Raw genomic sequence first — 24177 nt, 5'->3', positions numbered from 1 at the left:
GTCGTAGCCGGTCAGATAATTCATGTTGGCCGGATCGACCACCAGCATCGCTTCCATGCCACGCCGATCCATCATTTCCTTGGCACGCCGGATCCGGCGGTCGTACTCGCTTTGGGGGAAGATCAATTTTTTCTCCATGTTCCGTTCTCCGAGCCATCGTCAACGATAGTGGCCGGCGGAGGCAAAACGCTGGCCTTGAGGGTTAGCCTGCGGTCAATCAGCAGCCCGCGATACAATCGATCTCCACATCCAATCCGGCATCCAGTCCTTTTACCGCCATTGCGATTCGGGCAGGCGGATCATGTGGAAAAAATTTCCGGTAAACCATGTTCATCTCTGGTTTGTGCTCCCATTCCGACAGGTAAACATTGACTTTCAGGACTTTGTCAAGGTCTGAACCGGCGGCCTCAAGAATGTGTTTGATATGGGTGAGGATGCGCTCCGTTTGGGATGCGATCGAATCCTTGATCGGCTCATGCGTCATCGGGTCGTCCGAGGTCTGCCCGGAAACGAAAACCAGATGGCCGTATTTGACCGCCTGGGAATAAGGGCCGGGTTCCGGTGCTTTCGCACTGTAAATGATCTCTTTTTGCATGGGACCTCCTGGTTGTGGACATCAATTACTGTTTTTCGGCATCGCCACGTCCACTCCGGATAATGGAGATGTATTCATTCGAATTGATACTGTTTCCGGACAGCAGGGCGACAACCGTTTTCCCTTTCACATCGATCCGTTGGTTGACTAACGCACCCACGCCGACGGCTGCCGCGCCTTCCACGATCAAACGATGATTTTCAAAAATGTGGCACATCCCGCTTTTGATTTCAGCTTCCGAAATCACCAGGTGTTCGTCGGTATGGTTTTTGACCAGCTGCAGGGTGTAGCGATTGACATGACCGATACCGCCCAGCAGTGAATCGGCGACGGAGTCATTTTCCTCCACCTCGACGGGCCTGCCGGCTTTCAGGCTTTCCAGCATGGCCGGAGACCGTGCGATGGAAATTCCCACAATATGAATACCCGGATTGATGGTTTTGGCCGCCAAGGCCATTCCTGCCAGTAAGCCGCCACCGGAAAGCGGTATCAACAACACGTCGGCATTGGGAAGCCTGGACAGTATTTCGAGTGCAATCGTCCCCTGGCCGGCAATGATCATCGGATCGTCAAAGGGTACCACCGGGATATGACCCCGGGCGGCGGTCAGCCGGCAATAATTTTCCTCCGCCTCATCCTGGGACTTGCCCTTTATCGCCACCTCGGCCCCCAGTTTGCGGATTGCTTCCGCCCGATAAGGTGCGACGTGCTCCGAGAGGCAAACCACCGCGTGGATACCCGTTTTTCCGGCCACATGGGCCACCGCCCTGCCATGATTGCCGGTGGAAAAAGTGATCACACCGTTTTTCTTCTCCGCATCGTTAAGACTTAAAATTTTATTTGCCGCACCTCTGACTTTAAAGGACCCGGTTGCCTGCAAACATTCCAGCTTCAAAAAAACGTTGCGGGCACCGGTTTTTTCCGCCAGATCGGCAGATGCCAACAGCGGCGTCTGGACGACCATGGGCGCTATTCGAACATGGGCGCGATAGACATCGTGCAGTGTCGGTAGGTGTCGGGACATCGTGCCTCCTTCCATCAAAGGGGTCGCCGCTTCAACTTCCCATGGCCAGGTTCGGAAGGAACAGGGCAATCTGCGGGAAGACGATCAAGATGATCGTGGCCAGGACCAGAATCAGCAGAAAAGGCAGGGAATGGCCGATCACCTCCAGATATGGCCGCCGAAAGATGAGCTGAGCCGTGAAGATGTCACACCCGAAAGGGGGCGTGGCCGAACCGATGGCCGCCTGAAGCGTCACCAGGGTGCCCAGCAGAATGGGGTCGACGCCCGCGCCGACCACGTAAGGCTGGAAAACTGGACTCAAAATGAAGATGGCCACGATGGGGTCCACGAACATGCAGGCCACAAAGTAAACCACGACCACGATGCCGATAACGTACAACACCGAGGGGTCCGTTCCGAAAAGCGGTGGCAAAAGCTTGGCCGGAAGCTGGAGGAAACCGATCAGGAAGGAGAATGCCTGGCCGGCACCCACGAGAATGAAGACCACGCCGGTGATCACACCGGTCTGCAGGAATGCGTCCACGATGCGTTCGAAGGTCAGGCTTCGGTAGACGATGGTCTCCAGAATGAGTGAGTAGAGTACCGCCGCTGCCGCGGCTTCGGTGGGGCTCAAGATGCCCGCATAGATTCCGCCCACGATGATTACCGGAAACCCCATGACCGGCAATCCCTCCTTGACCGCCGACATCCGCTCGCTCCAGCCTGCTCTGGGAAGGGTGGGTATTTTTTTCACCTTTGAATAGACATAACAGTAGATCGAAAACATAATCAGAATCAACAGGCCGGGAAGTATGCCGGCCAGAAAGAGCATGCCGATGGAGGTGCTGGTGGCCACACCGTAGACGATAAACCCGATGCTGGGAGGGATCAAAAAAGCGATGTCGCTGGCGTTGATGATCAACCCGAGGGTAAATGCGCTTTTGTACCCCGCTTCCAGCAGCATGGGGCGCATGGTGCCGCCGATGGCCGCAACCGTGGCCTGGGTGGACCCTGACACGGCCCCGAAAAGCGTGCAGCCGGCATTGGTGGTGATGGCCAGGCCACCGGGCAGATGACCGACGAAGACCTTGAGCATGCGGATCAGGCGGCCGGCGGATTCACCCGAGGTGATGATGCTGGCCGACAGGATGAACATGGGAACGCACACCAGTGCCGGCGGGGTCACGCCTGCAATTACCTGCTGTACCATGGTGACGATCATCCTGGGTGCGAAATCCGGCATGTAAACAAACAGGTACAAGAGCAGCGATCCCAGCAAGGTCACCATGAAAGGAAATCCGATCAGCAGCATGGTCGCCAGACTGATTGCGAAAAGGATCATATCTGCGTTCCTCCGATCTGTTCATCTTCGTATTCGCTCTGCTGGTCCGGGGACTGCCAGGGCTCCTTCTCGATCAGATTTTTTAAGATTGTCCGGATATATTGAATGCAGGCCAGCCCGAAGCCGATCGGAATGATCACGTAAAAAGTCCACTTCGGCATCCTGAGTGCCGGTGTCATGTGTCCTTTGGTCATGGCGTTGAGCAAATATTCCCAGGAGGCCCAGGCCATAATCGCCATCACGACGGCGCTGACCAGGGAGATGATGATGATAAAGACCTTTTCCATTTTCGGGGGCATGGCATCCAGAAAGGCTCCCATGCGGATGTGGCGTGCCTTGCGGACGCCATAACTGACGCCGGTAAACGTCGTCAGCATGACCAGGAACATGGAAAGTTCCTCGGCAAAGTAAATGCTCTGGAAAAAAGTGCGCGCTATCACATTGGTGATCAGAAGCATTCCCAATGCGGCGACGCAAAAAACAAGGATGACAACCTCTATCGCATTAACCACTTTGCCGATGGCACGGTTTAACTTTCGCAAGGGGCCAATTTTTACCGGGGGTCGACTGTCTGTCTGCATGGGTCTGACCTCGACTTGCTGGAATGATAGCGCCCTGCCGCAGCCGGGAAGGCCGCGGCAGGCAGGCGTCATTTTACTATTTGATGCCCAGTGCTTTTTTGGCGTTGGCGATGTCTTTCAGCAGCGCATCCAAAACCTCCTGGGCGCCTTCTCCCCCGATTTTGGGATATTGGGGATAGACCGTTTCGGCCTGCGCTTTGAATCTGGCAATGGTTGCATCATCGAGAACGTTGACTTTCAGGGCCGGCTTGGCCTGCTTCATTTTCTCTAGATCGGAGGCATTGCGCTCGGTGATCCAGTTGCCGGCAGGGACGATGGCGTTGACCCAGAACTTGCGCATTTCATCCTGGGCCTCTTGGGTCAGGCTGTCGAAAAAGGCCAGGTTGGCGGTTGGAATACCGATAAAGGGTTCGCTTTTCAGCTGGGTAAGGTAATCCTGCACCTCATAGAATTTCATGCTGTAAATGGCGAACAGGGGGTTGACCTGAGCGTCGATCAATCCCATCTGCAGGCCGCTGTAAACCTCACCGTAGCTCATGGGCGTCGGGCTGGCCCCATAGGCCTTGTAGTCCTCGACAAGCAGTTTGGAAGACATCAGACGCAGTTTGAGGCCCTGCATGTCTTCCAGGGATTTGATCTCCTTTTTGGAGCTCACCCACTGCCAGCCTTCGAACATGATCGCCAGCGGCACGAGGTCGTTTTTGCGGAAAGCTTTTTCGAGCAGCGGAAGGAACTCGCCGTTTTCGGCCATCCAGCCGAGAACTTCGGGCACCTTTTCGGTGGGGAAGATGTAGTTCAGCGCCAGCGCCTGGGCCTGGGGCACAAAGGAGCTGATCCAGGCGTGGTCGGAAAAGACGAACTGAACCACGCCCATCTGAGCCAGCTCGTTGATGTCGCCAGTATTTCCCAGGGTGCCGTACGGGTAGACTTCAATATCGATTTTTCCGTCGGACCATTTTTTCATGTGGTCGGAAAAATTTCTCGCCCAGACGGTCATGAAGTCGCCTTCAATCTCTTCGGAGGCCAGTTTGGCCTTGATCGCCGGACCGGTGTAACCGGCGGCCATGGCGGTGCCGGAAAGAACGAGAATAAAAATGGCGGTTAACAGCACAATGCTTTTTTTCATGGTCGGACTCCTTTCATCTGCGGCTCTTTGGGGCGAGCCGTAAACTGTTTAACTTCCATTTCAGGTTCTGGACAGGGTTTTGCGATCACCTCCTTCTTTAAACTACGTTCATGCTGAGATAATTCAAGGCGCCGCGTACATGCATGGCGACCCCGTTTAAAAGCACATCCTCATCGATGTTGAACCGTGGGTTGTGATGGGGTAAGGTGGTGCCTTTCTTCTCGTTGCCGGCCCCTAGAAACATAAACACCCCGGGCACACGTTGGCTGAATTCCGAGAAATCCTCACTGGCCATGGTGACGTTGTCGATGACGGCATTTCTGTCTTTGAATACCTCTGCGGCGGTCTGGCGGGCCAGTTCCGTCAGGCCGGAATGATTGATAAGGGGGATGTTCTCGTGGATGATTTCGATCCGGCAGGTACAGCGATGGGTTTGACAAACCTGCTCGGCGATGCGCCGGAATCTTTCGGTCGGCTGTTCAATGCTGTCAGGTCCGCCCTTGTAAAGAAAGCGGATGGAGCCTTCCAGGTCAACCTTGTCCGGGATGATGTTGCTCTTGGTGCCTCCCGAAATCCTGCCGAACATGATGATGGTCGATTTCAGGTTGCTGATCTCGCGGGTCTGGATCATCTGCACGGTCTGGATCAGGTTGGCTGCGGCGATCACGGGGTCGACGGCATCCTCGGGCACACCGGTATGTCCGCCTTTGCCGAAAATGGTCATTTTGAACACATCCAGCCCGCCCATGACCGGACCGGCGGTTATACCGATCTTTCCCGATTCCACCGGCGTCCAGACATGTATGCCCATCACCGCATCGACCGTGGGGTGTTCAAGAACCCCTTCCTCAATCATGCGCAGTGCGCCGGCGATCTCCTCGTTGGGTTGAAATACGAATTTGATGGTTCCCGCGAAGGCGTCTTTGTTGTGTGACAGCACCTTGGCGGCGATCAGCAACATGGCCATATGGGCGTCGTGGCCGCAGGCATGCATCACCCCCGGGTTTCGGGACCGGTAGTCGACGTCATTTTCTTCATTGATCGGAAGCGCGTCCATATCCGCCCGCAGCATCAGCACCCGACCGGGGCGTGATCCAGCCAGAAGGGCCACCACCCCGGTCTTCGTCACCCGCCGGGTGGTCAGCCCCAGGTCTTTTAAATAAGATTCGACCACCTCGGCGGTGTGATGCTCTTCGAATCCCAACTCGGGGTGCTGGTGAAAACTGCGCCTCAGCGTAATCAATTCATCGCGGTATTGTTCGATCCGGCCGGATATCTGCATGGTCATATCCTGAAATCCTGTTGGGTTTGACATGGGGCCCCATTTCACAAAAAACCGTCATAGGACCGTTTTACCACCGCCGAGAAAACGAAATTGATCATGGTGATATAATCGAAAACCGGCACCTGGACGGCGGCTTGCAGGGCCGAGGCGTAGGGTGGCAGCAGACTGCACTCCAGTAGCAGGGCCTTGACCGTTGCGTCCCGTGCCATGAGGTGCCGGCCGGCACCCACCACTTCGGCAGCCACTCGTTCTGGGTCCAGAGTACCCGCCTCCTGGATGGCAAACCGATGGAAATGCGGCTGTTCTTCCAGTCCCTCGATCACGAGTCGATCGATATGCGCCACCCCCACGGCGGCCAGCAGCGATTCGTCCAGGCTGCGGCCATCGGCGGTGATCACGCCGACCTTGCTCTCCTCACCCAGGATGGAAAGCATAAAGGGAATCTGCAGAAGACTGGACAAAAATACGGGGATGCCAAGTTCTCGGGCCAGGCGCTGCTGATGCAGGGCCATGAACCCGCAGTCGCCGGTCACGGCCCGAACCCCTTGGTCAATCAATTCCCGGGCTGCCGCCTTGAGTTCATCGTAGACTGAGGGGTCCTTGCCGAGAGCCCGCGCCACCGTGAAACCCGTTACCTTGCGAAAGCGAACCGGAAAGGGGTAGGTGGTGGCGTTGGCCACATCCCCTGGGATGAAGGGCCCCGACGTATCCAACAGGAGAATGCCGATGGCCTCCCCGCTGCTCGTCTGTCCTTTGCGGGCATGGTAGATCATGGCTTGACGAACAGCTTGCGCGGTACTTCGGCGAAGGTCTCGCAACCGTTTTCGCTGACGCGGAATGATTCGCTGCATTCGAATCCATAGTTGTCCATCCACATGCCCAGGATCATGTGAAAGGTCATGTTGGGTGCCAGAATGGTCTGGTCCCCGGGTCGCAGACTGGCGGTGTGCTCGCCCCAATCCGGCGGGTAGTTGAGGCCCATGGCGTAGCCAATGCGCGACTCCTTTTCCAGGCCGACCTTGGCAATGTGTTTGCGCCAGACGCGTTCCACCGCTTCGGCGCGCATGCCCGGCTTAATTGCCGCCAGGGTGAGATTGAGCCCTTCCACAGTGTGAGCGGCCAGTTCAACCAGTTTTGCCGGGGGATTTTTGCCCAGATAGGCCGTGCGCGCGATGGGGCAATGGTAGCGATGCCGGCAGGCCGCCAATTCCAGGTTGACCATCTGCTCACTTTCGTATGGGGCATCGGTCCAGGTCAGGTGGGGTGCCGAGGTCTTCTCACCCGTTGGCATCATGGGCACGATGGCTGGGTAGTCCCCGCCGAATTCCTCGGTCCCGGACACCTGAGCCTGGTAAACGGCCGCCACGGCATCGCACTCACGCACACCCGGTTCCAGACGGTCGATGGCCGTGGTCATTACCCGGTTGGCAATCTGGCCGGCCTCGCGCATCAGGGCGATCTCGGCCTCCGATTTGACCAGTCGGACCCAGTTGACCAGCAGGTCGGCGTTGGCAAAGCGCGAATCGGGCAGGCTTTTCTGCAACTCGGCATAGGCCCGGGCGGTGAAGTAATAGGCATCCATTTCTACGCCAACGGTCTTCCTGCCCCAACCGCGATCGGCAATCATATCTCCCACGTAATTCATAGGATGCCGCGCCAGGGTCTGAATGTAGTTTTCCGGGTATCCAATGATTTGAGAATCAGGCAGAAAGGTGGTGTGCCGTGCTCCGGCCACGTCCATCCTCCGCCCGATCCACAGTGGTGTATCCGCATCCAGACTGACCACGACACATTGGGGAACATAAAAAGACCAGCCGTCGTATCCGGTCAAATAGTTCATATTGGCGGGATCCGAGGCCACCAGCACGTCGATTCCGGCTTCGGTCATGCGCGCCTTTGTCTTGTCAAGGCGTTCAAGGTATTCACTTTTTTTAAACAGCGTCATAACTCCTCCGTGGAAACAACGGTTGACCCGCGATAGCGAACGGGGAATCGATCTTCATCCTTACGGTGAATCCTTTCCGCGGCAAGCCGCGGGGAGGATTCAATCACACCCAGCCCCTCAATTGCATGGCTTTTTCAATTTTCTTCAATGCACTGATCCAGGTGCCGATTCGCAAGGTCGAACCCTCATGGGCCCGGGCGGTTTCAGCGGCGTCGCGGTAAGCGGCAAGGATCCGTTTTTCCAGCATTGCATTGACGGTCTTTAAGTCCCAATACTGGTCGGAAAGCCCTTGTGTCCGTTCGAAGTGGCAGACCGTGGCGCCACCGCTGTTGGCCACGACATCGGGAACGATGGCCACTCCCTTGGCGGCCAGGATCTCGTCGGCCTCGGTGGTCACCGGGCCGTTGGCGCCTTCGACGATCAGTTTGGCCTTCACATCCGCGGCATTGCCTTTGTGGATGACACTCTGCACCGCGGCCGGCACGATGATATCGCAGTTCAGCCCAAAAAGATCCGCATTGGTGACCGGGTCGGTGCCGGGAAAGCCAACCACTTTACCGGTTTCGGCCACGTGCGTCTTGAGGGCCGTTATGTCAATGCCCTGGGTGTTGCGGACACCACCGAACACATCGCTCACGGCCACGATTCGAGCCCCTGCGGCATGGAGCAATCCCGCCAGTGCCGACCCGACCTGACCGAAACCCTGTACGACGGCGGTGCTTTTGGAAAGTGCCAGGCCCATATCTTCAGCCGCAGCTTTCAAGGTGATGAATACACCGCGACCGGTGGCCTCTTCGCCGCCCAACGAACCACCCAAAATGGCCGGTTTATCGTTGATGGCCGCCGGGCAGTGGGTTCCGGTGATCTGCTCGTATTCATCGAGCATCCAGGCCATGGCCTGTTCACCGGTGCCGATGTCGGCGCCGGGAACGTCCGCCCATGGGCCTTTCGGAGACAAAGAGCGAACGAAGGCCCGCACCAGCCGCTCCATGTCGTTGGTGGTCAGTTCGGCCGGATCGGCCTGAATGCCGCCCTTGGCCCCACCGGCGGGGATGGCCGCCGCACAGTGCTTGATGGTCATGAACAGACCCAGGGCCTTGATTTCGTCGAGGGTCAGGTTGGGGCGGATGCGCGTGCCGTTGCGGCATGGCCCCAATGCATCGCAGTAGTGAACGCGATAGGCGGGAAAGACTTTAAAACCGCCGTTTTCGAGCTTCAAAGGGATACGGAATTCCTGAATCCGCTTGGGTGCCTGGAGAATTTCCATCACCCGTTTATCGATACGGCCGATTTTTCCGGCATGATTGAGGGTGTTGATCGCTACCTGAAAAACATTGTCCATGGTGATCACCTTAGATTATATGTGGTTCGCGGACCGGAAGCGAAGTCCGGTCCAATGTAAGTTCAATCGCAGCCGCCCGGATCTTCAAGCCGAAGGCCGGGGGTTGCCGGAAAGAGTAAAAATCACCCCCGTGTTCAGCTTGCTCGACCCGTCCACGGCGGATCCGGAAGTGTTAATCGACCACCGGCAGGATCAGGTCTGCCGGTCCTTTCGCCGATGACTTCAATTGCGGGGCATGGCGGGTCATCAGTTCCTGAATCACCTGCGCCACCTTGACTTTCTCACGCACCAGCTCCTGATGAAAAGACTCGAAGGCCCAGGGTTTATAGATGTCGCCTTCACTGGTCCCCGGTTCGATCTTGAAGTAGACCGGCGCCGCGACCCGGGCAATCTCCGGCGCCTCGTAAGCCCTGTACATGCCGCCAAAGGCATCGACGATGATCACATAAACGTCCAGCGGGATGTCCACCGCCTTGCGGATGGAGGACAAAATGGGCAGGGAAACGTCGGAAAGCGGATTGAAAGAGTTGACCCCCATGGATTCGACCACCTTGGCGCCGGCCGCACTGCAATATCCACCGAATACGGAAAATTTAAAAATAGTCTCGGCAGGAATCAGCCCTTCTGCGCGCATTCGGTTGAGGATGAACAACACGCCTTCGTCATAAACGAGAAATCCGCGCACGCCGGCTTCGATGTTTCTCATGATGTCGGCAATATGGTAGGAGATGTTGTCCGATCCCCTCAGGCGAAATCCCTGCATGCCGCCCTCCGGGGTCGGCATCTCCTTGGCACCCGCATCCCATCCCTTGCGATGGCCGACCACCATGACCAATTCGATCTTTTCATCGCGGGCCATCCGTGCCATGGCCTTGAGTTCTTCGAAATCGCAGTAGGTTGATCCGCCGACAGTGGCGATGGCGCGGTGAACGATGACATTTCGTTTTTTGGCTTCTTCGATCATGGCTTGCATGGTTGTGGCCCGTTCGACGCCGGCGATTTCGATGCGCCAGTGGGCGCCATCCGGAAAGGATTTGGTCGAATCCGCCAGATCGTATCCGTCTCGACCGGGGATGCCCTCTTTTTCCATGAAGTCACGTATCCTTTTCAACACTTCAGACATGGGTACCTCCATCATATTGAATTGGTTAAATGTACGCGTACCGCTGGTGCATTATTTGTTTAACAGCTTTTGGAGTTTGGGAAGTTCTCCCTCAACCATTTTGTATGCGTGCTCCGCTCCCGGGAATTGCCCGCTGCGCGCTTCCTGGGCATATTGTCTGAATGCGTTGACGGTCTTCTCTCCCAGATTTTCATATTTCTTAACGAATTTGGGAGTGAAGGCCTGAAAAATACCCAGAACATCACTGCAGATCATAAGCTGTCCGTCGGCTTCCCACCCCGCACCGATGCTGTATACCGGGATGCTCAGCTTTTCGCGGATAATTCCGCAGACCTCCGGCGGCACGGCTTCCACCAGCAGCGCGAAAGCGCCGGCCGCCTGGATGGCCATGGCATCCTGGATGACATCCCTGGCTGCCTCAGCAGTTCGTCCCTGGGCCTTGAAACCACCCTGCTGGCCTGAACTCTGAGGTGTGAGGCCAATATGCCCCATGACCAGCATCCCGCCGTCGGCGATCGCTTGTATCTGGGAACATACGCGGACACCGCCTTCCAGTTTGATGGCGTCCACTCCGGCTTCCTTGTGAAACCGTCCTGCATTGCGCACAGCCTCTTCCACACTGACTTGATAAGACAAAAACGGCATGTCGCCGATAATGAATGTGTTGGGTGCACCGCGTCTTACCCCCTCACTGTGCCAGATGCACTGATCCATGGTCACCGGGACCGTACCGCTGTAGCCGTAAATACACATTCCCAGGGAATCACCCACCAGGATCATGTCCATTCCGGCTTGTTCGGCGAATGAGGCTGTCCAGAAGTCGTATGCCGTAATCCAAACCGCCTTTTGGTCGTCCTGCTTCATTTTCTTGAGGTCGAAACGGGTCAGTTTTTTCCTGCTCATGGTTCGTTTCCTCCTTCGGGATTCGGTTGACGATTAACCGAGTTGTTGGTTCTGTTTTCGGGTGCGCCGATCTTTCGAGATATCTGCCGGCACAGTGGCAGCAATTTCAATTGGATCGCGTGTATTTTTTCTTCCGACATCCGTTGGGTGGGACCGGACACGCTCAAGGCATAGGTCGGCCTGTTCTTGTAATCAAACACCGGCGCGGCAACGCAGCGCAGTCCGAGGCTCAGCTCTTCATCATCAATGGCGTAACCGCGCTCCCGGATCTGCTTGATTTCGGCTTTCAACTTCTCGGGGTTGGTAATTGTTTTCGGAGACATCGCAACCCATTTTACCGAACCAAGAAAGTCCTCGAGTTCGAGATCAGGCAGAAAGGCCAGCACCGCTTTGCCCAGCCCCGTGCAATAAGCGGGGGCCATTGCGCCCAACCCGACGTCCAGTCTCAAAATTTCAGTGCTGTTGATCTTATCCAGATGCACAATGGCGTTTCCGTCCCAATGTCCCAGATTGACCGTCTCCCCAAATGTGCAGGCCATTTCCTGCAAGAAAGGGTGTACGGTATGCCGGATCTCAAAACCGTCGAGTTTTTGCATGCCCAGCTCGACGATCTTGAATGTCAGGCGGAACCGACCTTCTTCAGTCTTCTCGACATATCCCAAATCACGCAAGGTAGTTAGAAACCGGTGGCTCGCCGCTCTGCTGGTATTCAAGTGCCCTGCAATTTTAGATGCGGACATTTCCCTGTTGGCGGCCAACAGCTCCACTATCCGCAAACCCTTAGCCAGGGAGGCAACAAAATAGTATTTTTCACCTTTTGATGGCATGAAGCGCCTCTTATACCCGGGTTAACGCGTCATTCGGTCCTGGTGTTTGGCTGTCCAAGAAGATACCGCTATGTGTGACGACATCTCTTTATGTGTGACAATTAACCTAACGAATAGGAACGCACCTTGTCAAGGACTTTGGCAAAATTTCCAGTCGTTGGCATTCGCCTGAACCGTGATGGCGAGCGAACGGGGAATCGATCTTCATCCTTGCAGTGAATCCGCCCCGCGGCTCTCCGCGGGGCGGATTCAATCAAATAGGCCATTTTGGCGGAGGAAAAATGGGGTTTGTGGTTACCCGTGCGGACGGCCAGGGGCGTTTAACCCGGCCCGCGATGGTGGGGGAAGGTAGGTGATCACGTCGAAGTGGTTTGTGGCTATCAGCGGTCAGCGATCAATCGACCGGCCTGGATTTCACTCGGGAATAGACATCGTCGTCCATACCGGATCGTTCGCCGGCTTTTAACCGGTGGTAGCCCACCGCGGCAACCATGGCCGCGTTGTCCCCGCAAAGCGCAGGGGAGGGGAAATGGACGGAGATCTGCGCCTTGGCAGCATCCTGGGCGACGGCTTCTCGCAGACCCCGGTTGGCGGCCACACCCCCCACCACGGCCAAATGCCTGCAGCCTTTTTCCCTTGCCGCATGGATGATCTTGAAGGCAAGCACCTCCACCACCGCCGCCTGGAAAGCGGCGGCGATATTGGCCTGATCCGCGTGACGGATTGGCGGGTGAGTCTGGATGTGCCTGCCCACCGCCGATTTGATTCCGCTGAAGGAAAAGTCGAACCGGGCCTTGTCGAGAAAGGGGCGGGTGAAGATCACCTTGCCTGGGTCACCCTGGGCAGCCAAACGGTCAATTATCAATCCGCCGGGGTAGCCCAGTCCAAGCATCTTGGCCACTTTGTCATATGCTTCGCCGACGGCATCATCGCGGGTTTGTCCCATGAGTTGATACCCAAGATGGGAAGTCACATGGTAGATGCTGGTGTGGCCTCCGGAAACCAGCAGTGCCACAAAGGGGAATGGGGGCGGGGCCGGTTCCAGAAAAACGGAATTGATATGTCCCTCCAGGTGATCCACACCAATCCACGGAATACCATGGCCGTAAGCAAATCCTTTGGCGAAGGAGAAACCGACCAGCAGCGACCCCACCAGCCCGGGGCCCTGGGTTACGGCCACGCCGTCGATCTGTTTTGCCGTGATGCCGGCCTGGGCGACAGCCCTGCTGACAACCGGGACGATGGCCTCGATGTGTTTTCGGGATGCCAGTTCAGGTACCACGCCGCCATAAGGGCCGTGAACGGCCACCTGAGAAGCAACCACGGAAGCGCGTATCTGCTGGCCGTCACATACCACCGCCGCTGCAGTTTCATCACAGGATGATTCTATGCCCAGTACAATCATGATTTTTTTTATCTGTTAAGCGCCGGCGGCCACCGACCGAATTTGTCAAAAAAGCCGGGACAGCGGTCGCCGGCTGGCGCCGTTCCGGTTTAATCGATGACCTGCGGCGGGTTGTCTTATCGTCGGGGCTGGTTCTTTCTGGCAGGCCCCGGACCGGGGCGCTTGATGCCGGGCGATCAGGTTTTGCAGACCGGCTGGTTTTTCTGACCGTTGGCGATCCACTGCAGCAGCCGGGTTAACGGTGCGGTGATTTTTCTCCACATGTCTGTTCAAACACCTTATCTTGCTCGTATCCTGATCCCGGAACCGGGATTTTAATCTGTGCTTATCGATAGGTGACTTTCGATATCAGACCAGTTGAACCCGGCTGCGGGCGTTTTTCCGAATTTTGGTGACTGCGCCGATGACCCACGCTTTTTCGCCGCTGCCGGTCAGCCGATTGAGAACCTCCTGGGCGTTTTCTTCGGGCACCACCGCTACCAGTCCAATACCATTGTTGAAGGTCCGCATCATCTCCTTTTCGTCCACATTGCCGGCTGCCTGTAGAAAAGGGAAGATGGGCGGGATATCCCAGGAACCCTTTTTGATGGTGATGCCGCACGCCTGGGGAATGACTCTGATGATGTTGTCCATGATGCCGCCGCCGGTAATGTGCGCCAGTCCCTGAATAGGCAGGTCCCGAACCAGTGACTGGATGGTTTCCGAATAGATCCGCGTGGGGGTGATCAACGCTTCTCCCAAGGCTGTGCCCAGCTCGGGGACATGGCTGTCCACACTTAACCCCAGTTCATCGAAGCAGATTTTGCGCACCAGAGAATAGCCGTTGCTGTGAAGCCCGGAGGAGGCGATGCCGATGAGCAGATTGCCGGGCCGGATTTCCGAGCCGTCCACGATCCTGTTGTTGTCGACAATGCCCACGGCGAAGCCGGCCAGATCGTATTCGTTGTCACGGTAAAAGCCGGGCATCTCGGCGGTCTCTCCGCCAATGAGGGCGCAACCGGCCTGTATACACCCTGCGCCGATCCCTTCGATGATGTCTGTGACCGTGTCGGTTTTCAGTTTTCCGGTGGCCAGGTAATCCAGGAAAAACAGGGGTCGGGCACCTTGGACCGCAATGTCGTTTACGCACATGGCCACCAGGTCGATGCCCACCGTGTCGTGACGGTTCATGAGGAATGCGATCTTGAGTTTGGTGCCTACGCCGTCTGTGGAACTGACCAGTACGGGGCTTTGCATGTTGGCGGTGTTCAGAGAGAACAGTCCGCCGAAACCCCCAATCTCGCCCATGACGCCGGTCCTGCGAGTTTTCCTGGCGATTTTCTTAATGATGTCGACGAGGTGATCCGCCTTGTCGATGTCGACACCGGCATCGGCGTAGGTCAGTTTCTTCTTCATGCAAACGCTCCTGGGCATTGCTCGGCTGGTTTTAAAAATTCACTCAGAATTAATCCGATACCGTTAAAAAGTCAAACCCAATTCCAGAGATGTCGGTGGATTAAGGTGCTGCGGAGTCAGCGCCGAATGGGGCGGAGGGCATTTGACGCAACGGCAAAGGACCATGAATGTCCAGTCGATGCAACGCGCCAATAAATTTTTGACAATTTTGGGCAGCTAATATAGATGTTTTCAACATTGAGGAGATTTCCTATAGTTTCCCTGTCACCGGTGAACCCTCGTGGAGACGGCCGGTGCGATATGCGAAGACCTATCCTGAATAAGGAATGCATCATGACTCGTTTTGCCAGGTTGGACCGTTTGCCGCCCTATGTGTTTGCCACCGTCAATCAGATCAAGATGGAAGCGCGGCGTGTCGGAGAGGACATTATCGATCTGGGCATGGGGAATCCGGATATCGGCACCCCTCAGCACATTGTGGACAAGCTGGTCGAAGCATCCCAGAACTCCCGGAACCACCGCTATTCGGCCTCCATGGGCATCACCAAACTGCGCATGGCCATCAGCGACTGGTATAAGCGCCGCTACGATGTGGATATAGACCCCGACCGAGAGGCCATCGTCACCATCGGTGTGAAAGAGGGGCTTTCCCACCTGATCCTGGTGACGATTCGGCCCGGCGATGTGGTACTCGTCCCCAACCCCACCTATCCGATCCACCCATACTCCGCCATCATATCCGGGGGCGACGTGAGGGGAATACCGGCAGGCCCGGATCAGGACTTTTTCGAAAACCTGATCCAGGCCACCAAACAGACCTGGCCCCGGCCCAAGGTGCTGGTGCTCAGCTATCCTCACAACCCCACCACCGAGGTGGTCGACCTGGATTTCTTCCAGCGGGTGGTGGACTTCGCCAAGGCCAACGACATCATGGTCATCCATGATTTCGCCTACGCCGATTTGACCTTCGACGGATACCAGGCCCCCAGCTTTCTGCAGGCAAGAGGCGCCAGGGAGGTGGGCGTGGAATTTTTCTCCATGTCCAAAAGCTATTCCATGGCCGGCTGGCGGGTGGGCTTTTGTGTGGGCAACCCCGAAACCATCTTCGCCTTAAAGCGGATCAAGAGCTACCTGGATTACGGGATTTTCCAACCCATCCAGATTGCCTCCATCATTGCCTTAAATGGCCCCCAGGATTGCGTGGCCGAGATCCGGGAGACCTATAAATCCAGGCGTGACGCCCTGATTGCAGGCCTTTCCCGGGTCGGTTGGGAGATAGAAAGTCCCAAGGGCACCATGTTCGTCTGGGCCAGAATTCCCGAGCAGTATCGCAAGATGGGATCCGTTGAGTTTTCCAAGTTTTTGATCCGCGAGGCCCAGGTGGCCGTGTCGCCGGGTCTTGGCTTCGGTGAATACGGCGACGATTTTGTGCGTTTTGCCCTCATCGAAAACAACATGCGCATTAATCAGGCCGTTCGCGGCATTCGCAAAGTCTTATAGGGGTCACCTTGGGGTAGACGCTGATGGCGCTCGGGCTTATTTGAGGTAATCTGTACGTTGGATGATTAAAGGTCGTACTGGTTAGATTCCAAATGATATGTTTCCAATTGTGTTGACCAAATATATCAGTATTCCTGTATTATCACCGGCGGCAAACGGTGGATTAGGTATTGGTATCTGTACCGGCGTAGGAACTGGCGGCGCTTGGGATAGAAGCGACTATCCTGCAATATTCAGCAAAAATGGTCCGGCACTATATGTTGTATATGACCGTCTTTTCCTGGCGGTTTAATTCCTTCCAGGGAACAGAAGGTATCTGTCATCCGTCGATAAAGTACATTTGAATTGGCTATATGTATCTGCCCAGTTTAAATTGCATCGACTCCTTTTGGTCATTCAATATAATCACAGCTCAGACTCCACAAAGCTTGTTGGGCTCTTCAATGGGCACGATATTGATTTTTTTGAGCTCCGAAACTGTTATTTATCAAATTTGATGAACCCGTAAAAAGTCACAAACAGTGTCACTCTCGCGGAGGCGGGAGTCTATAACTATCTGAATCTTATGGATCCCCGCCTTCGCGAGGATGACAATAAACCTGAAATTTCGACTTTTTACGGAACCATCAAATTTGACTTCAATCAAAGGTAGGTTTCACAAGATTTGCAATGATAGTGTCATGAAAAATAAACTATTTACCATCGAAGCATTGCGTAAACGGCTGGATCAGGTGGAAACAGATCTTGCTGATACCCTGCAGCGCATGCCGGCTCACGGTATCAAACCGGGTTTCATGGCCGCGCTAATCGATCTGGAAGATGAGCGTGATCGGCTGCAGGGTGAAATCAAGGCGCTCACTTCAGGTTTACCATGAAACAAGTGTCGATAGATGATCGCGACCGACGATGGGTGGGCCAGGGAATTGCCTTTTTCGAAAAATATTACAGCCTGCATGTGGACCGTCTCGTGGACGACGATGGCCGGGTCCCAGACCAGGCCATCGCTGACCTGATCCGTCGCTATATGACTGTGACTCTGCCCATCGTGGTGCCTTCGGAGGATGTGTGGTGCTCGTTCCGCGAACTGCTCGGCGCCGGATTGCTATCCGTCAATTTCGTGAATAACACCCACAATACGATTACCGCCACGTTTGGAGGAGATCTGTCGGCCCTAGATAGAGGCGCTACCATTTCGGCCGGGTCTACGCCGCCTATGGCGGGGTCTTCATCGTGCTTTCGATGCCGTGGGGATGGAAAATCGACAACATCGCACCGGACGCCTATGACATCATAGGGGGCATAGTGACGCTGCTCGACGTTGGAATCATCATGTATTTGACGGCGTGTTCATGGCGCTGATGTCGTCTTTTCTCGAAAACCCGGAAAAAGCGCTTCGGAAATGCGCCCGCGGTTTCCCTGAAAACGGCAAGTTGGTCCTCGGAGCCGTTCCGGCCGACAGCCCTTGGGGCAGAGCCTATATCCGCAAAGGCAATGAAGATCCCGTGTATGCTCACGCATGGTTTCGCACAGTTAAAGGAACTCGACTCTCTTTGAAAAGATGGGGTTTAAGTTTCGGCGAGGTTGCAGCGCGCTTTTTGGGGATCCCGGCGCCCCGTTAAGCAAACGCCAAAGGGTGGAAGCCGGCGTTCTATCGGGGGCGGGATCTGTCGGGTTGCTTTTCGACGCTCATCATGCCGGCGTTTGAAACGACGACCGCACGCATCAATGCCGGTTGATGGGCACCCGTCCGGGATCGTCCACGAACGGCAGGATCAGGAGGCGCGGCAGGGAAAGCTTTCCGGGATCCCGAAATTGGGAAAGGCCGATCACCACATCCGTGTGACCTTTTGCAGGCTGGCCCTTGTGGGTGCCGAACAGGTGACCCCACCAGGACAGGTTGAACCCGTAATTGCTGTTGGTTTCGCGGATGATGACCGAGTGGTGGACCCGGTGCATGTCCGGTGTCACCACAAGCAGTCGAAGCACCCGGTGCACATTTAGCGGCAGCCCGATGTTGCTGTGGTCGAACATGGAAAAAAATAATAGTAAACAGCAAGGCCGGTACCGATGTAAATATTGACAACCTGTTGTTCATTCGTTTTCCTTTTTTTCAGACCGATAAATGAAGAGAACAAATAACTCAGCAAGCCGTGTCAAGAAGCGCAGGCAATCATTTACTGCTAACGGGTCAGTTAAATAAAGCCGTCCTCGGAAAGAGTTCACAGAATGCCGACGACCCGGTCACAGGTCGTCATCAGGTCCACCAATGCTTCGTAAGATCCGTCCGATATCGCTGGACCGGCTGAGGATCCGTCGATGCCGCGCAATTCGGCATCACGGGTCAGCACGTATACCCGCAGGTTTTTCTCAGTCAGTTCCTTAAGCTTTCCTGAATCGGGGCATGTTGCGCGTGGCCGGCAGAAACGCACCGCTTCCTGCAGCAGATACAAATTGACGCTATGGCCCAGGGCCAGCATGTCGTCGGCCGTTTTCAGTGCGCGACTGGCTTCGTCCGTGCACGGTCCGCTTTTCAGCAAGATGGCGATCTTCATGATCTCCCCCTAAAATATGAGCTGGAGGTTGTTAGCGGTCATCGGCTCTGAGATTTGCCAATGATCGACCGGCTCCAGGTCTTCAACCAATTCCTCTGGATCAAGCCCGCGCTCCGCAAGTGACTCCTTTTCAACGTAAAATACGGCCGGTGCGTCCTTTTTTTCGTAGAGCCCCCGCGCAATGATCTCCTCCAGGGTGCCTCACAGCGAAAGCCAGGGGCTTTGACCGGGGTCCTGATCAGCCTGGGCCAGATAAACACCGTCATCGACCAGCACCACGATGGGCCGAAACCCCAGGGAAATGGCTCCGTTGACGTGCCGCAACCCCTCGGCTGGTTGAAATCCGCCGTAGGGCTCCTTGCGAATTACAATCAGGATATCCTTGGTCATCACATCCTCCTTTACGGACCGACACTGAGCAACACGTCGGTCTCACCCAAAATTTTGAACAGGCTTTTGAGCGTGCCGGGATTAGCGCCTTCGATAAACTGCTCTTTCCGCAGACCGCGGAAGCTGAAACACGTGCCTCACAAGTCCACCCGGGCACCCTAGGCAATCAGGTCGGCGAATCCTTTTTCGGCACTGGGCGCTCCCGAGGCGTGCTGGCCTTTCAAAAAGCCATATGTGCTGTCTCCCGAGCCCACTACCGTGACGGGGTGGCCTTTTTCCAAGGCCGCCCGGGCGATCCCCAGCACGGTATCCACATCCTGGCCGCCATATGGCGGCGATCCGAGCACCAGGGTGATTTGCGACATAATCCCTCCAGTTGTCGTCGGTTTAAACAAAGATTCTTTTGCCGCAGAAATGTCATCAGATCTGCTCATTTTCAGCTCAGTCAGCTCCCCTTTTTTCAAGCTTTGAAAGTAGAAACATCGCCCCTCTCCGGGACAAGCCCAGCCTGTCGGCCAGCGACCTTTCGTCCAATGGGCCGTGCGTTTTGATCAGTGTCTGTGCTTCCAACTCCAGCTCCTCCATCCAATCCTCGAAAAGCACCAACAGGTCGGGATCGGCAATCGCCAAAAGTTGTTTGGACCGCGCGACTTTATCCACCAGGCGTTGACACATCTGTGTTGGGTCGACACCTTCGCCCATGCACTCGGCCAGTCACAAATGCACCATGCCGGAAATTTTGTCGTCTTCTGACTGCCCGATAAGCGTCATCAGAAAACGTTCACGCGCGTCACTATCCAGGTCCTGCAAGAGGGTTCCCAGGACCCTGGTGATTTCCGACAGGGCCTCTTCGGGCGCCATGTGGGTAATGATCTCAAAAAGCGTATCCATACGGCTGACTTACTCCTTTTCCTTCAAAACATTTTCCTGCCGGACAAAAGGTCCGTCGCCACATCGCTCAGGATTTGCAGTACTTCTGATACCAGGCAAACACCATAAAAACGAGCCGGCAAATGTAGCGAAGCAATCCTCGCATCGCAAGAATAGCGCTGGAAAAAAGAAATGGTGATTGCAACTCGCCCAGCCATGCTGCCCGAGCATTCTTGCCTATGAAACCCTGTTATGGCGCACTTGTGGATTTACACGGGCTGTGGACTGAGCAACATCAGCCACGGCCTGCCGGCGCGCAAGTTCATGGACCAGACCTTCATGACCATTGCCATCGCCAAGGGGCTGGATGGGGCGATCATGAACCCGCTGGACAAGAATGATGATGGCCAATATCATCGCCGTCGAGGCCCTGGCCGGCTGGGAAAACCTCTGCATGAACTACCTCAAGGCGGTTCTGGCAGGTGTTCTTGAATGAAGCGCTTATTTTGATGTGAGAAAATAATACGATGGGTGCGATTGCAGGATTGATTCCAAACCAACACGGAGCATGATAAACGATTCTTGCACCCACCTTCGCCAATCGCATGGTATCCACTCTATGGACCGGCAGCGACCGGACGAAAAAAAATAACCGGATCTGCCGAGCGGTGGCCATGATCGATGGGATGAAAACGACCTTTTCGCAGTCGTATACCTGCATAACGGGCTATTTTCGTTGCAATTTTAACTCTTGCGCTCAAAGAAATATTTATGCCTACCCATAGCGATTGCGAAATTTACAAAACACAAGCCCTGTATTAGATAGCAGAAGACGATTCTGAATCTTTTACAAGTTTCATAAATATTTGTAACTATTTACACATTGATGTGAATAATATTCGTAAAATTGTTAGTGTTGAAATTCGTAGAATGGAGTATGGCCTACCTCACCGAGTCAAATTCAAACAAGGAAATCATTGTCGTCGCGAGTGTCGCTGAACCTTTGATGAGCGCTCAACTCCGAAATCTTGACAATTTTGGATAATCTTGATGATGAAGAAAGTGGATGAATAATTTTAGGAGGACACCTAAAATGCGCATTGCAATTGTCGGTGCAGGTGTAGCGGGTATCACCGCCGCCTATCTTCTTCAACGAGATCATCAGGTCTCGCTCTATGAAAAAAACGATTATGTGGGCGGTCATACCCACACCATTACGATACCCGACGGTCCGGATACCGGAACGCCGGTGGATACCGGGTTCATCGTCTTCAATGATCGCACCTATCCCATACTGAACCGTTTATTCCGCAAGCTTGGCGTTTCCATCCGCAAAAGCGACATGTCCTTTGGCTATTTCAATGAGAAAAGCGGCTTCCAGTACGCCAGCAGTAATTTCAACAGCCTCTTCGCCCAGCGCCGCAACCTCTTAGACCCCGGTTATTGGTCCATGCTGGCTGAAATTCTCCTGTTTAATCGCTTGGTGCTGCGCAATTTGAAAAAAGGAATGCTGGAAAATCTTACCCTCGGTCAGTTTTTGCGTCGATTTAGATTTTCCGCTCGCTTCAGGGAGCAGTATCTATTCCCCATGGTGGCGGCCATCTGGTCAGCACCCGACGTGGAGGTGGAACGGTTTCCCATGCTCACCTTCGCACGCTTTTTTGACAATCACGGCTTGCTGACCATCCACCGCCATCCGCAATGGTACTATGTGGCCGGCGGTAGCCACACTTATGTCAAGGCGTTTCTCGATCAATTCCAGGGCGAAGTATTTACCAGAGCCGATATTGTGTCCATTCAACGCAGCACCGATAGCGTAATCCTGAAAAATGCCGACGGCTCGACGCAGACGGTTGACCGCGTGGTGATTGCCACCCATGCGGATGAGGCCTGCCAGCTGCTGGCCGACCCGTCCGACGATGAACGCCGCCTGTTGGGTGCCTGGCGATACAGCACCAATCAAACGTACCTGCACACGGACCTCGCCTGGATGCCGTCAAACCCCAAAGCCTGGGCCTCGTGGAATATCATCCGAGGAAACCGGTCAGACAGCGGCTCACCGATAACCCTGACCTACCATATGAACCGCCTCCAACGGCTGAACACCCGGAATCAATACCTGGTTACCTTGAATCCGTTCAGGCCAATCGCCGAAGCGAAGGTCATTGCCCAGATGACCTATATGCATCCCGTTTTTACCTTCGAGAGCCTCAGGACTCAGCCCGAGCTTCCCGACCTGAACGGCGTGCGCAACACCTTTTTCTGCGGCAGCTATTTCGGGTATGGCTTTCATGAAGATGCGGCCCGTTCCGGCGTTCAGGCCGCTGCCGCCATGGGAGTTAGGCATGAATTCTAAACTATATACCGGGATCGTAGAGCACGAACGATTTCAACCGACCAGTCATCGGCTGACCTACAAGCTTTATCTGTATGCGCTGGATCTGGCGGAGCTGGAGGCGTTGGATCAATGGCTCCCCCTGTTCGGATACAACCGCCTGCGGCCGGTTTCCGTTTATGATCGCGACTATCTGGGACGACAATCGCTCAGTATCCGTCGCAAGGTGCTCGAGCATGTATCCGCACATGTATCGACAGACGATGTGGATCGGATCGTTCTGGTAACATCGCCGAGACTGCTGGGCTATGTCTTCAACCCGGCGAGTTTTTATTTCTGTTTTTCCCGCAGCGGCCGATTGCTGGCTGCCCTGACCGAGGTCAACAACACCTTCGGTGAAAAACATGTTTACGTGCTCTCGGACAACCTGCAGGAAAAAGGCGCGTTTCCGGCCCGTTTTCAAGCGGACAAAGTCTTTCATGTGTCGCCGTTCAACAACATGGAGGGGACCTACCGGTTCACTTTCGCCGACATCCGGGAAAAACTGGACATCTGCATCGACCTGCACCGCCAGGGAGAACATATCCTGCGGGCTCGCCTGCAGGGAGACCCGTTGCCGCTGACCCCGTTCAATCATATGAAAACAGTGCTCCGACACCCCATATGGCCCCACTTGACCATTTCCAGGATCTATCGGGAAGCCTTTAAATTGTTTTTCATCCGCAAGCTCGACTTCTTCAGCAAGCCGGTGCCCCGCAGCCCCATGACCATTGGGCGGCTGCCGCCCACAGCGATCCAGCGCTACTGCATGAAATTGATCCTTGATCACCTGGCCCAGGCAACCCGCGGTCGGCTGCGCATAACCTTGCCGGACGGTTCGCATGTCGAATTCGGTGAACAGGACCGTCAACACCAGGCCCATATGACGATCAACGACTACCGTTTTTTTTCGAGGGCGGTAATGGGCTCGGATATCGGCCTGGGTGAAGCCTTCATGTTCGATGAATGGGATACAGACGATATTCCTTCGGTTCTGGGCTTTTTTATCCGTAACCGCCAATCAGTCAAAGATGGTGATTTCAAGGAAGGGCTACTGATAAAGGCGCTGGAGAAATTGCGTTTTTTGACGCGCGCCAACACATTGACCGGGAGCCACCGCAACATCCGGCGTCACTACGATCTGTCCAATGCTTTTTTCCAGACCTTTCTGGATGACTCCATAGCCTCGACGCGCCCCTCGTCCAGGCGGCAAAAGGGGCCCGGGTCTTGATCCACGACGCCCAGTTTTTTTCCAGCGAGTACGATCGCTTCCGGGGCTGGGGGCACAGCGAAACTGCCGCGGCGGTCAGAATCGCCCTCGCGGCCTCGGTCGAGAGGCTGGTCCTGTTCCACTACGACGCCAACCATCCCGATCCCGAGATCGACCAGCAACTCGAGCATGCGCGTGAGCTGGCCGCAGGGAGCGGGCTCGAGGTCATCGCCGCCGCCGAGGGGCTCGTCCTCGAGGTCTAGCGCGCCGAGCTAATCCTCCGCGGGCGGGTCGGTGAGGGCGAAGGGGCTCTTCCGCCAGAAGTGGGCTACGCGAAGGGGGGCCCATGGGGCTCCTTCCCTCGCCACCGGCGACGCTCGCGACGAGACGTTGCCAGCGTCCTGAGGAA

27 protein-coding genes and 1 pseudogene are annotated in these 24177 nt (G+C 55.4%); 8 read left to right on the top strand and 20 right to left on the bottom strand.

Going from position 1 to position 24177, the window contains the following annotated elements; translation table 11 throughout:
* The 15 genes from R6V78_RS06960 to purM form a co-directional block, all read right to left on the bottom strand.
* A partial coding sequence (locus tag R6V78_RS06960; RefSeq protein ID WP_410288614.1) for an aminopeptidase P family N-terminal domain-containing protein occupies nt 1–138 on the bottom strand: 138 nt, incomplete at its 3' end.
* Between the two features lie 79 nt (nt 139–217).
* Nucleotides 218–595, bottom strand: coding sequence for a RidA family protein (locus R6V78_RS06955; protein WP_410288612.1), 378 nt, complete (start codon nt 593–595; stop codon nt 218–220).
* A 25-nt stretch (nt 596–620) separates the two neighbouring features.
* Nucleotides 621–1619, bottom strand: coding sequence for a pyridoxal-phosphate dependent enzyme (locus R6V78_RS06950; RefSeq protein ID WP_410288611.1), 999 nt, complete (start codon nt 1617–1619; stop codon nt 621–623).
* Nucleotides 1620–1650: 31 nt separating this feature from the next.
* Entirely contained in the window at nt 1651–2940 is a 1290-nt protein-coding gene (locus R6V78_RS06945) for a TRAP transporter large permease (RefSeq protein WP_410288610.1), read from the bottom strand.
* Nucleotides 2937–3521, bottom strand: coding sequence for a TRAP transporter small permease (locus R6V78_RS06940; RefSeq protein WP_410288609.1), 585 nt, complete (start codon nt 3519–3521; stop codon nt 2937–2939). Before R6V78_RS06940 ends, R6V78_RS06945 begins: the two co-directional genes overlap by 4 nt.
* Nucleotides 3522–3597: 76 nt before the next feature.
* Nucleotides 3598–4647 carry a TRAP transporter substrate-binding protein DctP gene (gene dctP, locus R6V78_RS06935; protein WP_410288608.1) on the bottom strand — a complete coding sequence of 350 codons (1050 nt, stop codon included), beginning with the start codon at nt 4645–4647 and terminating at the stop codon, nt 3598–3600.
* A gap of 97 nt (nt 4648–4744) precedes the next feature.
* Entirely contained in the window at nt 4745–5929 is a 1185-nt protein-coding gene (locus R6V78_RS06930) for a M20 family metallopeptidase (RefSeq protein WP_410288607.1), read from the bottom strand.
* 44 nt (nt 5930–5973) lie between these two features.
* Nucleotides 5974–6705, bottom strand: a complete 732-nt coding sequence (locus R6V78_RS06925) for an aspartate/glutamate racemase family protein (RefSeq protein WP_410288606.1) — start codon at nt 6703–6705, stop codon at nt 5974–5976.
* Nucleotides 6702–7877 carry a M24 family metallopeptidase gene (locus tag R6V78_RS06920; RefSeq protein WP_410288605.1) on the bottom strand — a complete coding sequence of 392 codons (1176 nt, stop codon included), beginning with the start codon at nt 7875–7877 and terminating at the stop codon, nt 6702–6704. The genes R6V78_RS06925 and R6V78_RS06920 overlap by 4 nt, the downstream gene beginning before the upstream one ends.
* A gap of 103 nt (nt 7878–7980) precedes the next feature.
* On the bottom strand, nt 7981–9219 hold the full coding sequence (locus tag R6V78_RS06915) for a Glu/Leu/Phe/Val family dehydrogenase (protein ID WP_410288604.1): 1239 nt from the start codon (nt 9217–9219) through the stop codon (nt 7981–7983).
* A 172-nt stretch (nt 9220–9391) separates the two neighbouring features.
* Nucleotides 9392–10342, bottom strand: coding sequence for a hypothetical protein (locus tag R6V78_RS06910; RefSeq protein WP_410288603.1), 951 nt, complete (start codon nt 10340–10342; stop codon nt 9392–9394).
* 51 nt (nt 10343–10393) lie between these two features.
* Nucleotides 10394–11245, bottom strand: coding sequence for a 3-methyl-2-oxobutanoate hydroxymethyltransferase (gene panB / locus R6V78_RS06905; protein ID WP_410288602.1), 852 nt, complete (start codon nt 11243–11245; stop codon nt 10394–10396).
* Entirely contained in the window at nt 11242–12072 is an 831-nt protein-coding gene (locus R6V78_RS06900; protein WP_410288601.1) for an IclR family transcriptional regulator, read from the bottom strand. Before R6V78_RS06900 ends, panB begins: the two co-directional genes overlap by 4 nt.
* 394 nt (nt 12073–12466) lie before the next feature.
* Nucleotides 12467–13477 (bottom strand): tRNA (adenosine(37)-N6)-threonylcarbamoyltransferase complex transferase subunit TsaD, encoded by a 1011-nt coding sequence (tsaD, locus tag R6V78_RS06895; RefSeq protein WP_410288600.1) that lies wholly within the window; start codon nt 13475–13477, stop codon nt 12467–12469.
* A 348-nt stretch (nt 13478–13825) separates the two neighbouring features.
* Nucleotides 13826–14872 carry a phosphoribosylformylglycinamidine cyclo-ligase gene (purM, locus tag R6V78_RS06890; RefSeq protein WP_410288599.1) on the bottom strand — a complete coding sequence of 349 codons (1047 nt, stop codon included), beginning with the start codon at nt 14870–14872 and terminating at the stop codon, nt 13826–13828.
* A gap of 333 nt (nt 14873–15205) precedes the next feature.
* Here purM and R6V78_RS06885 point away from each other — a divergent pair, with 333 nt between their 5' ends.
* The 5 genes from R6V78_RS06885 (at nt 15206) to R6V78_RS06865 (ending at nt 17991) form a co-directional block, all read left to right on the top strand.
* Entirely contained in the window at nt 15206–16372 is a 1167-nt protein-coding gene (locus tag R6V78_RS06885) for an aminotransferase class I/II-fold pyridoxal phosphate-dependent enzyme (RefSeq protein ID WP_410288598.1), read from the top strand.
* Nucleotides 16373–17052: 680 nt separating this feature from the next.
* Nucleotides 17053–17247 carry a hypothetical protein gene (locus R6V78_RS06880; protein WP_410288597.1) on the top strand — a complete coding sequence of 65 codons (195 nt, stop codon included), beginning with the start codon at nt 17053–17055 and terminating at the stop codon, nt 17245–17247.
* Nucleotides 17244–17666 (top strand): hypothetical protein, encoded by a 423-nt coding sequence (locus tag R6V78_RS06875; RefSeq protein ID WP_410288616.1) that lies wholly within the window; start codon nt 17244–17246, stop codon nt 17664–17666. Before R6V78_RS06880 ends, R6V78_RS06875 begins: the two co-directional genes overlap by 4 nt.
* Nucleotides 17612–17731: a hypothetical protein gene (locus tag R6V78_RS06870; protein WP_410288613.1), complete on the top strand. Its 120-nt coding sequence runs from the start codon at nt 17612–17614 to the stop codon at nt 17729–17731. Before R6V78_RS06875 ends, R6V78_RS06870 begins: the two co-directional genes overlap by 55 nt.
* Nucleotides 17722–17991, top strand: coding sequence for a hypothetical protein (locus tag R6V78_RS06865; RefSeq protein ID WP_410288615.1), 270 nt, complete (start codon nt 17722–17724; stop codon nt 17989–17991). The genes R6V78_RS06870 and R6V78_RS06865 overlap by 10 nt, the downstream gene beginning before the upstream one ends.
* A gap of 103 nt (nt 17992–18094) precedes the next feature.
* Here the strand turns inward: R6V78_RS06865 and R6V78_RS06860 are convergent.
* From R6V78_RS06860 to tsoA, 5 genes and pseudogenes are all read right to left on the bottom strand, one after another.
* Nucleotides 18095–18406 (bottom strand): annotated as a pseudogene (locus R6V78_RS06860) (sterol desaturase family protein); the annotation flags it as partial.
* A 185-nt stretch (nt 18407–18591) separates the two neighbouring features.
* A complete protein-coding gene (locus R6V78_RS06855) occupies nt 18592–18924 on the bottom strand; it encodes a DsrE family protein (protein WP_410288596.1) in 333 nt (110 codons plus the stop codon).
* A gap of 201 nt (nt 18925–19125) precedes the next feature.
* On the bottom strand, nt 19126–19314 hold the full coding sequence (locus R6V78_RS06850; RefSeq protein ID WP_410288595.1) for a hypothetical protein: 189 nt from the start codon (nt 19312–19314) through the stop codon (nt 19126–19128).
* Between the two features lie 158 nt (nt 19315–19472).
* Nucleotides 19473–19679 carry a DsrE family protein gene (locus R6V78_RS06845; protein ID WP_410288594.1) on the bottom strand — a complete coding sequence of 69 codons (207 nt, stop codon included), beginning with the start codon at nt 19677–19679 and terminating at the stop codon, nt 19473–19475.
* 76 nt (nt 19680–19755) lie between these two features.
* Nucleotides 19756–20205, bottom strand: coding sequence for an LULAXC motif selenoprotein TsoA (gene tsoA, locus R6V78_RS06840; RefSeq protein WP_410288593.1), 450 nt, complete (start codon nt 20203–20205; stop codon nt 19756–19758).
* 1072 nt (nt 20206–21277) lie between these two features.
* On the opposite strand from tsoA, the gene R6V78_RS06835 reads away from it, so the two are divergent.
* The 3 genes from R6V78_RS06835 to R6V78_RS06825 are packed head-to-tail and all read left to right on the top strand — an operon-like array spanning nt 21278 to nt 24031.
* On the top strand, nt 21278–22540 hold the full coding sequence (locus tag R6V78_RS06835) for an NAD(P)/FAD-dependent oxidoreductase (protein WP_410288592.1): 1263 nt from the start codon (nt 21278–21280) through the stop codon (nt 22538–22540).
* Entirely contained in the window at nt 22530–23789 is a 1260-nt protein-coding gene (locus R6V78_RS06830) for a DUF1365 family protein (RefSeq protein ID WP_410288591.1), read from the top strand. Before R6V78_RS06835 ends, R6V78_RS06830 begins: the two co-directional genes overlap by 11 nt.
* The gene (locus R6V78_RS06825; RefSeq protein WP_410288590.1) at nt 23786–24031 is read left to right on the top strand and encodes a hypothetical protein; all 246 of its coding nucleotides are present in this window, start codon (nt 23786–23788) and stop codon (nt 24029–24031) included. The genes R6V78_RS06830 and R6V78_RS06825 overlap by 4 nt, the downstream gene beginning before the upstream one ends.
* Nucleotides 24032–24177 lie beyond the last annotated feature (146 nt).

The organism is Desulfosarcina sp. (assembly GCF_046496365.1).
Taxonomy (GTDB): domain Bacteria; phylum Desulfobacterota; class Desulfobacteria; order Desulfobacterales; family Desulfosarcinaceae; genus Desulfosarcina.
The sequence above is the reverse complement of the archived record's forward strand: the minus strand, read 5'-3'. Positions and strand labels throughout refer to the sequence as shown.

Bases quoted from the DNA above. Each gene is read 5' to 3' on its own strand.
- purM (WP_410288599.1), bottom strand. From the start codon at position 14,872: ATGAAGAAGAAACTGACCTACGCCGATGCCGGTGTCGACATCGACAAG.
- R6V78_RS06865 (WP_410288615.1), top strand. From the start codon at position 17,722: ATGGCGCTGATGTCGTCTTTTCTCGAAAACCCGGAAAAAGCGCTTCGG.
- R6V78_RS06870 (WP_410288613.1), top strand. From the start codon at position 17,612: ATGCCGTGGGGATGGAAAATCGACAACATCGCACCGGACGCCTATGAC.
- R6V78_RS06845 (WP_410288594.1), bottom strand. From the start codon at position 19,679: ATGTCGCAAATCACCCTGGTGCTCGGATCGCCGCCATATGGCGGCCAG.
- dctP (WP_410288608.1), bottom strand. From the start codon at position 4,647: ATGAAAAAAAGCATTGTGCTGTTAACCGCCATTTTTATTCTCGTTCTT.
- R6V78_RS06855 (WP_410288596.1), bottom strand. From the start codon at position 18,924: ATGAAGATCGCCATCTTGCTGAAAAGCGGACCGTGCACGGACGAAGCC.
- R6V78_RS06940 (WP_410288609.1), bottom strand. From the start codon at position 3,521: ATGCAGACAGACAGTCGACCCCCGGTAAAAATTGGCCCCTTGCGAAAG.
- R6V78_RS06945 (WP_410288610.1), bottom strand. From the start codon at position 2,940: ATGATCCTTTTCGCAATCAGTCTGGCGACCATGCTGCTGATCGGATTT.
- R6V78_RS06925 (WP_410288606.1), bottom strand. From the start codon at position 6,705: ATGATCTACCATGCCCGCAAAGGACAGACGAGCAGCGGGGAGGCCATC.
- R6V78_RS06880 (WP_410288597.1), top strand. From the start codon at position 17,053: ATGAAAAATAAACTATTTACCATCGAAGCATTGCGTAAACGGCTGGAT.
- R6V78_RS06955 (WP_410288612.1), bottom strand. From the start codon at position 595: ATGCAAAAAGAGATCATTTACAGTGCGAAAGCACCGGAACCCGGCCCT.
- R6V78_RS06900 (WP_410288601.1), bottom strand. From the start codon at position 12,072: ATGCCATCAAAAGGTGAAAAATACTATTTTGTTGCCTCCCTGGCTAAG.
- R6V78_RS06950 (WP_410288611.1), bottom strand. From the start codon at position 1,619: ATGTCCCGACACCTACCGACACTGCACGATGTCTATCGCGCCCATGTT.
- R6V78_RS06850 (WP_410288595.1), bottom strand. From the start codon at position 19,314: ATGACCAAGGATATCCTGATTGTAATTCGCAAGGAGCCCTACGGCGGA.
- R6V78_RS06915 (WP_410288604.1), bottom strand. From the start codon at position 9,219: ATGGACAATGTTTTTCAGGTAGCGATCAACACCCTCAATCATGCCGGA.
- R6V78_RS06885 (WP_410288598.1), top strand. From the start codon at position 15,206: ATGACTCGTTTTGCCAGGTTGGACCGTTTGCCGCCCTATGTGTTTGCC.
- tsaD (WP_410288600.1), bottom strand. From the start codon at position 13,477: ATGATTGTACTGGGCATAGAATCATCCTGTGATGAAACTGCAGCGGCG.
- R6V78_RS06930 (WP_410288607.1), bottom strand. From the start codon at position 5,929: ATGCAGATATCCGGCCGGATCGAACAATACCGCGATGAATTGATTACG.
- R6V78_RS06920 (WP_410288605.1), bottom strand. From the start codon at position 7,877: ATGACGCTGTTTAAAAAAAGTGAATACCTTGAACGCCTTGACAAGACA.
- R6V78_RS06835 (WP_410288592.1), top strand. From the start codon at position 21,278: ATGCGCATTGCAATTGTCGGTGCAGGTGTAGCGGGTATCACCGCCGCC.
- R6V78_RS06830 (WP_410288591.1), top strand. From the start codon at position 22,530: ATGAATTCTAAACTATATACCGGGATCGTAGAGCACGAACGATTTCAA.
- panB (WP_410288602.1), bottom strand. From the start codon at position 11,245: ATGAGCAGGAAAAAACTGACCCGTTTCGACCTCAAGAAAATGAAGCAG.
- R6V78_RS06910 (WP_410288603.1), bottom strand. From the start codon at position 10,342: ATGTCTGAAGTGTTGAAAAGGATACGTGACTTCATGGAAAAAGAGGGC.
- R6V78_RS06875 (WP_410288616.1), top strand. From the start codon at position 17,244: ATGAAACAAGTGTCGATAGATGATCGCGACCGACGATGGGTGGGCCAG.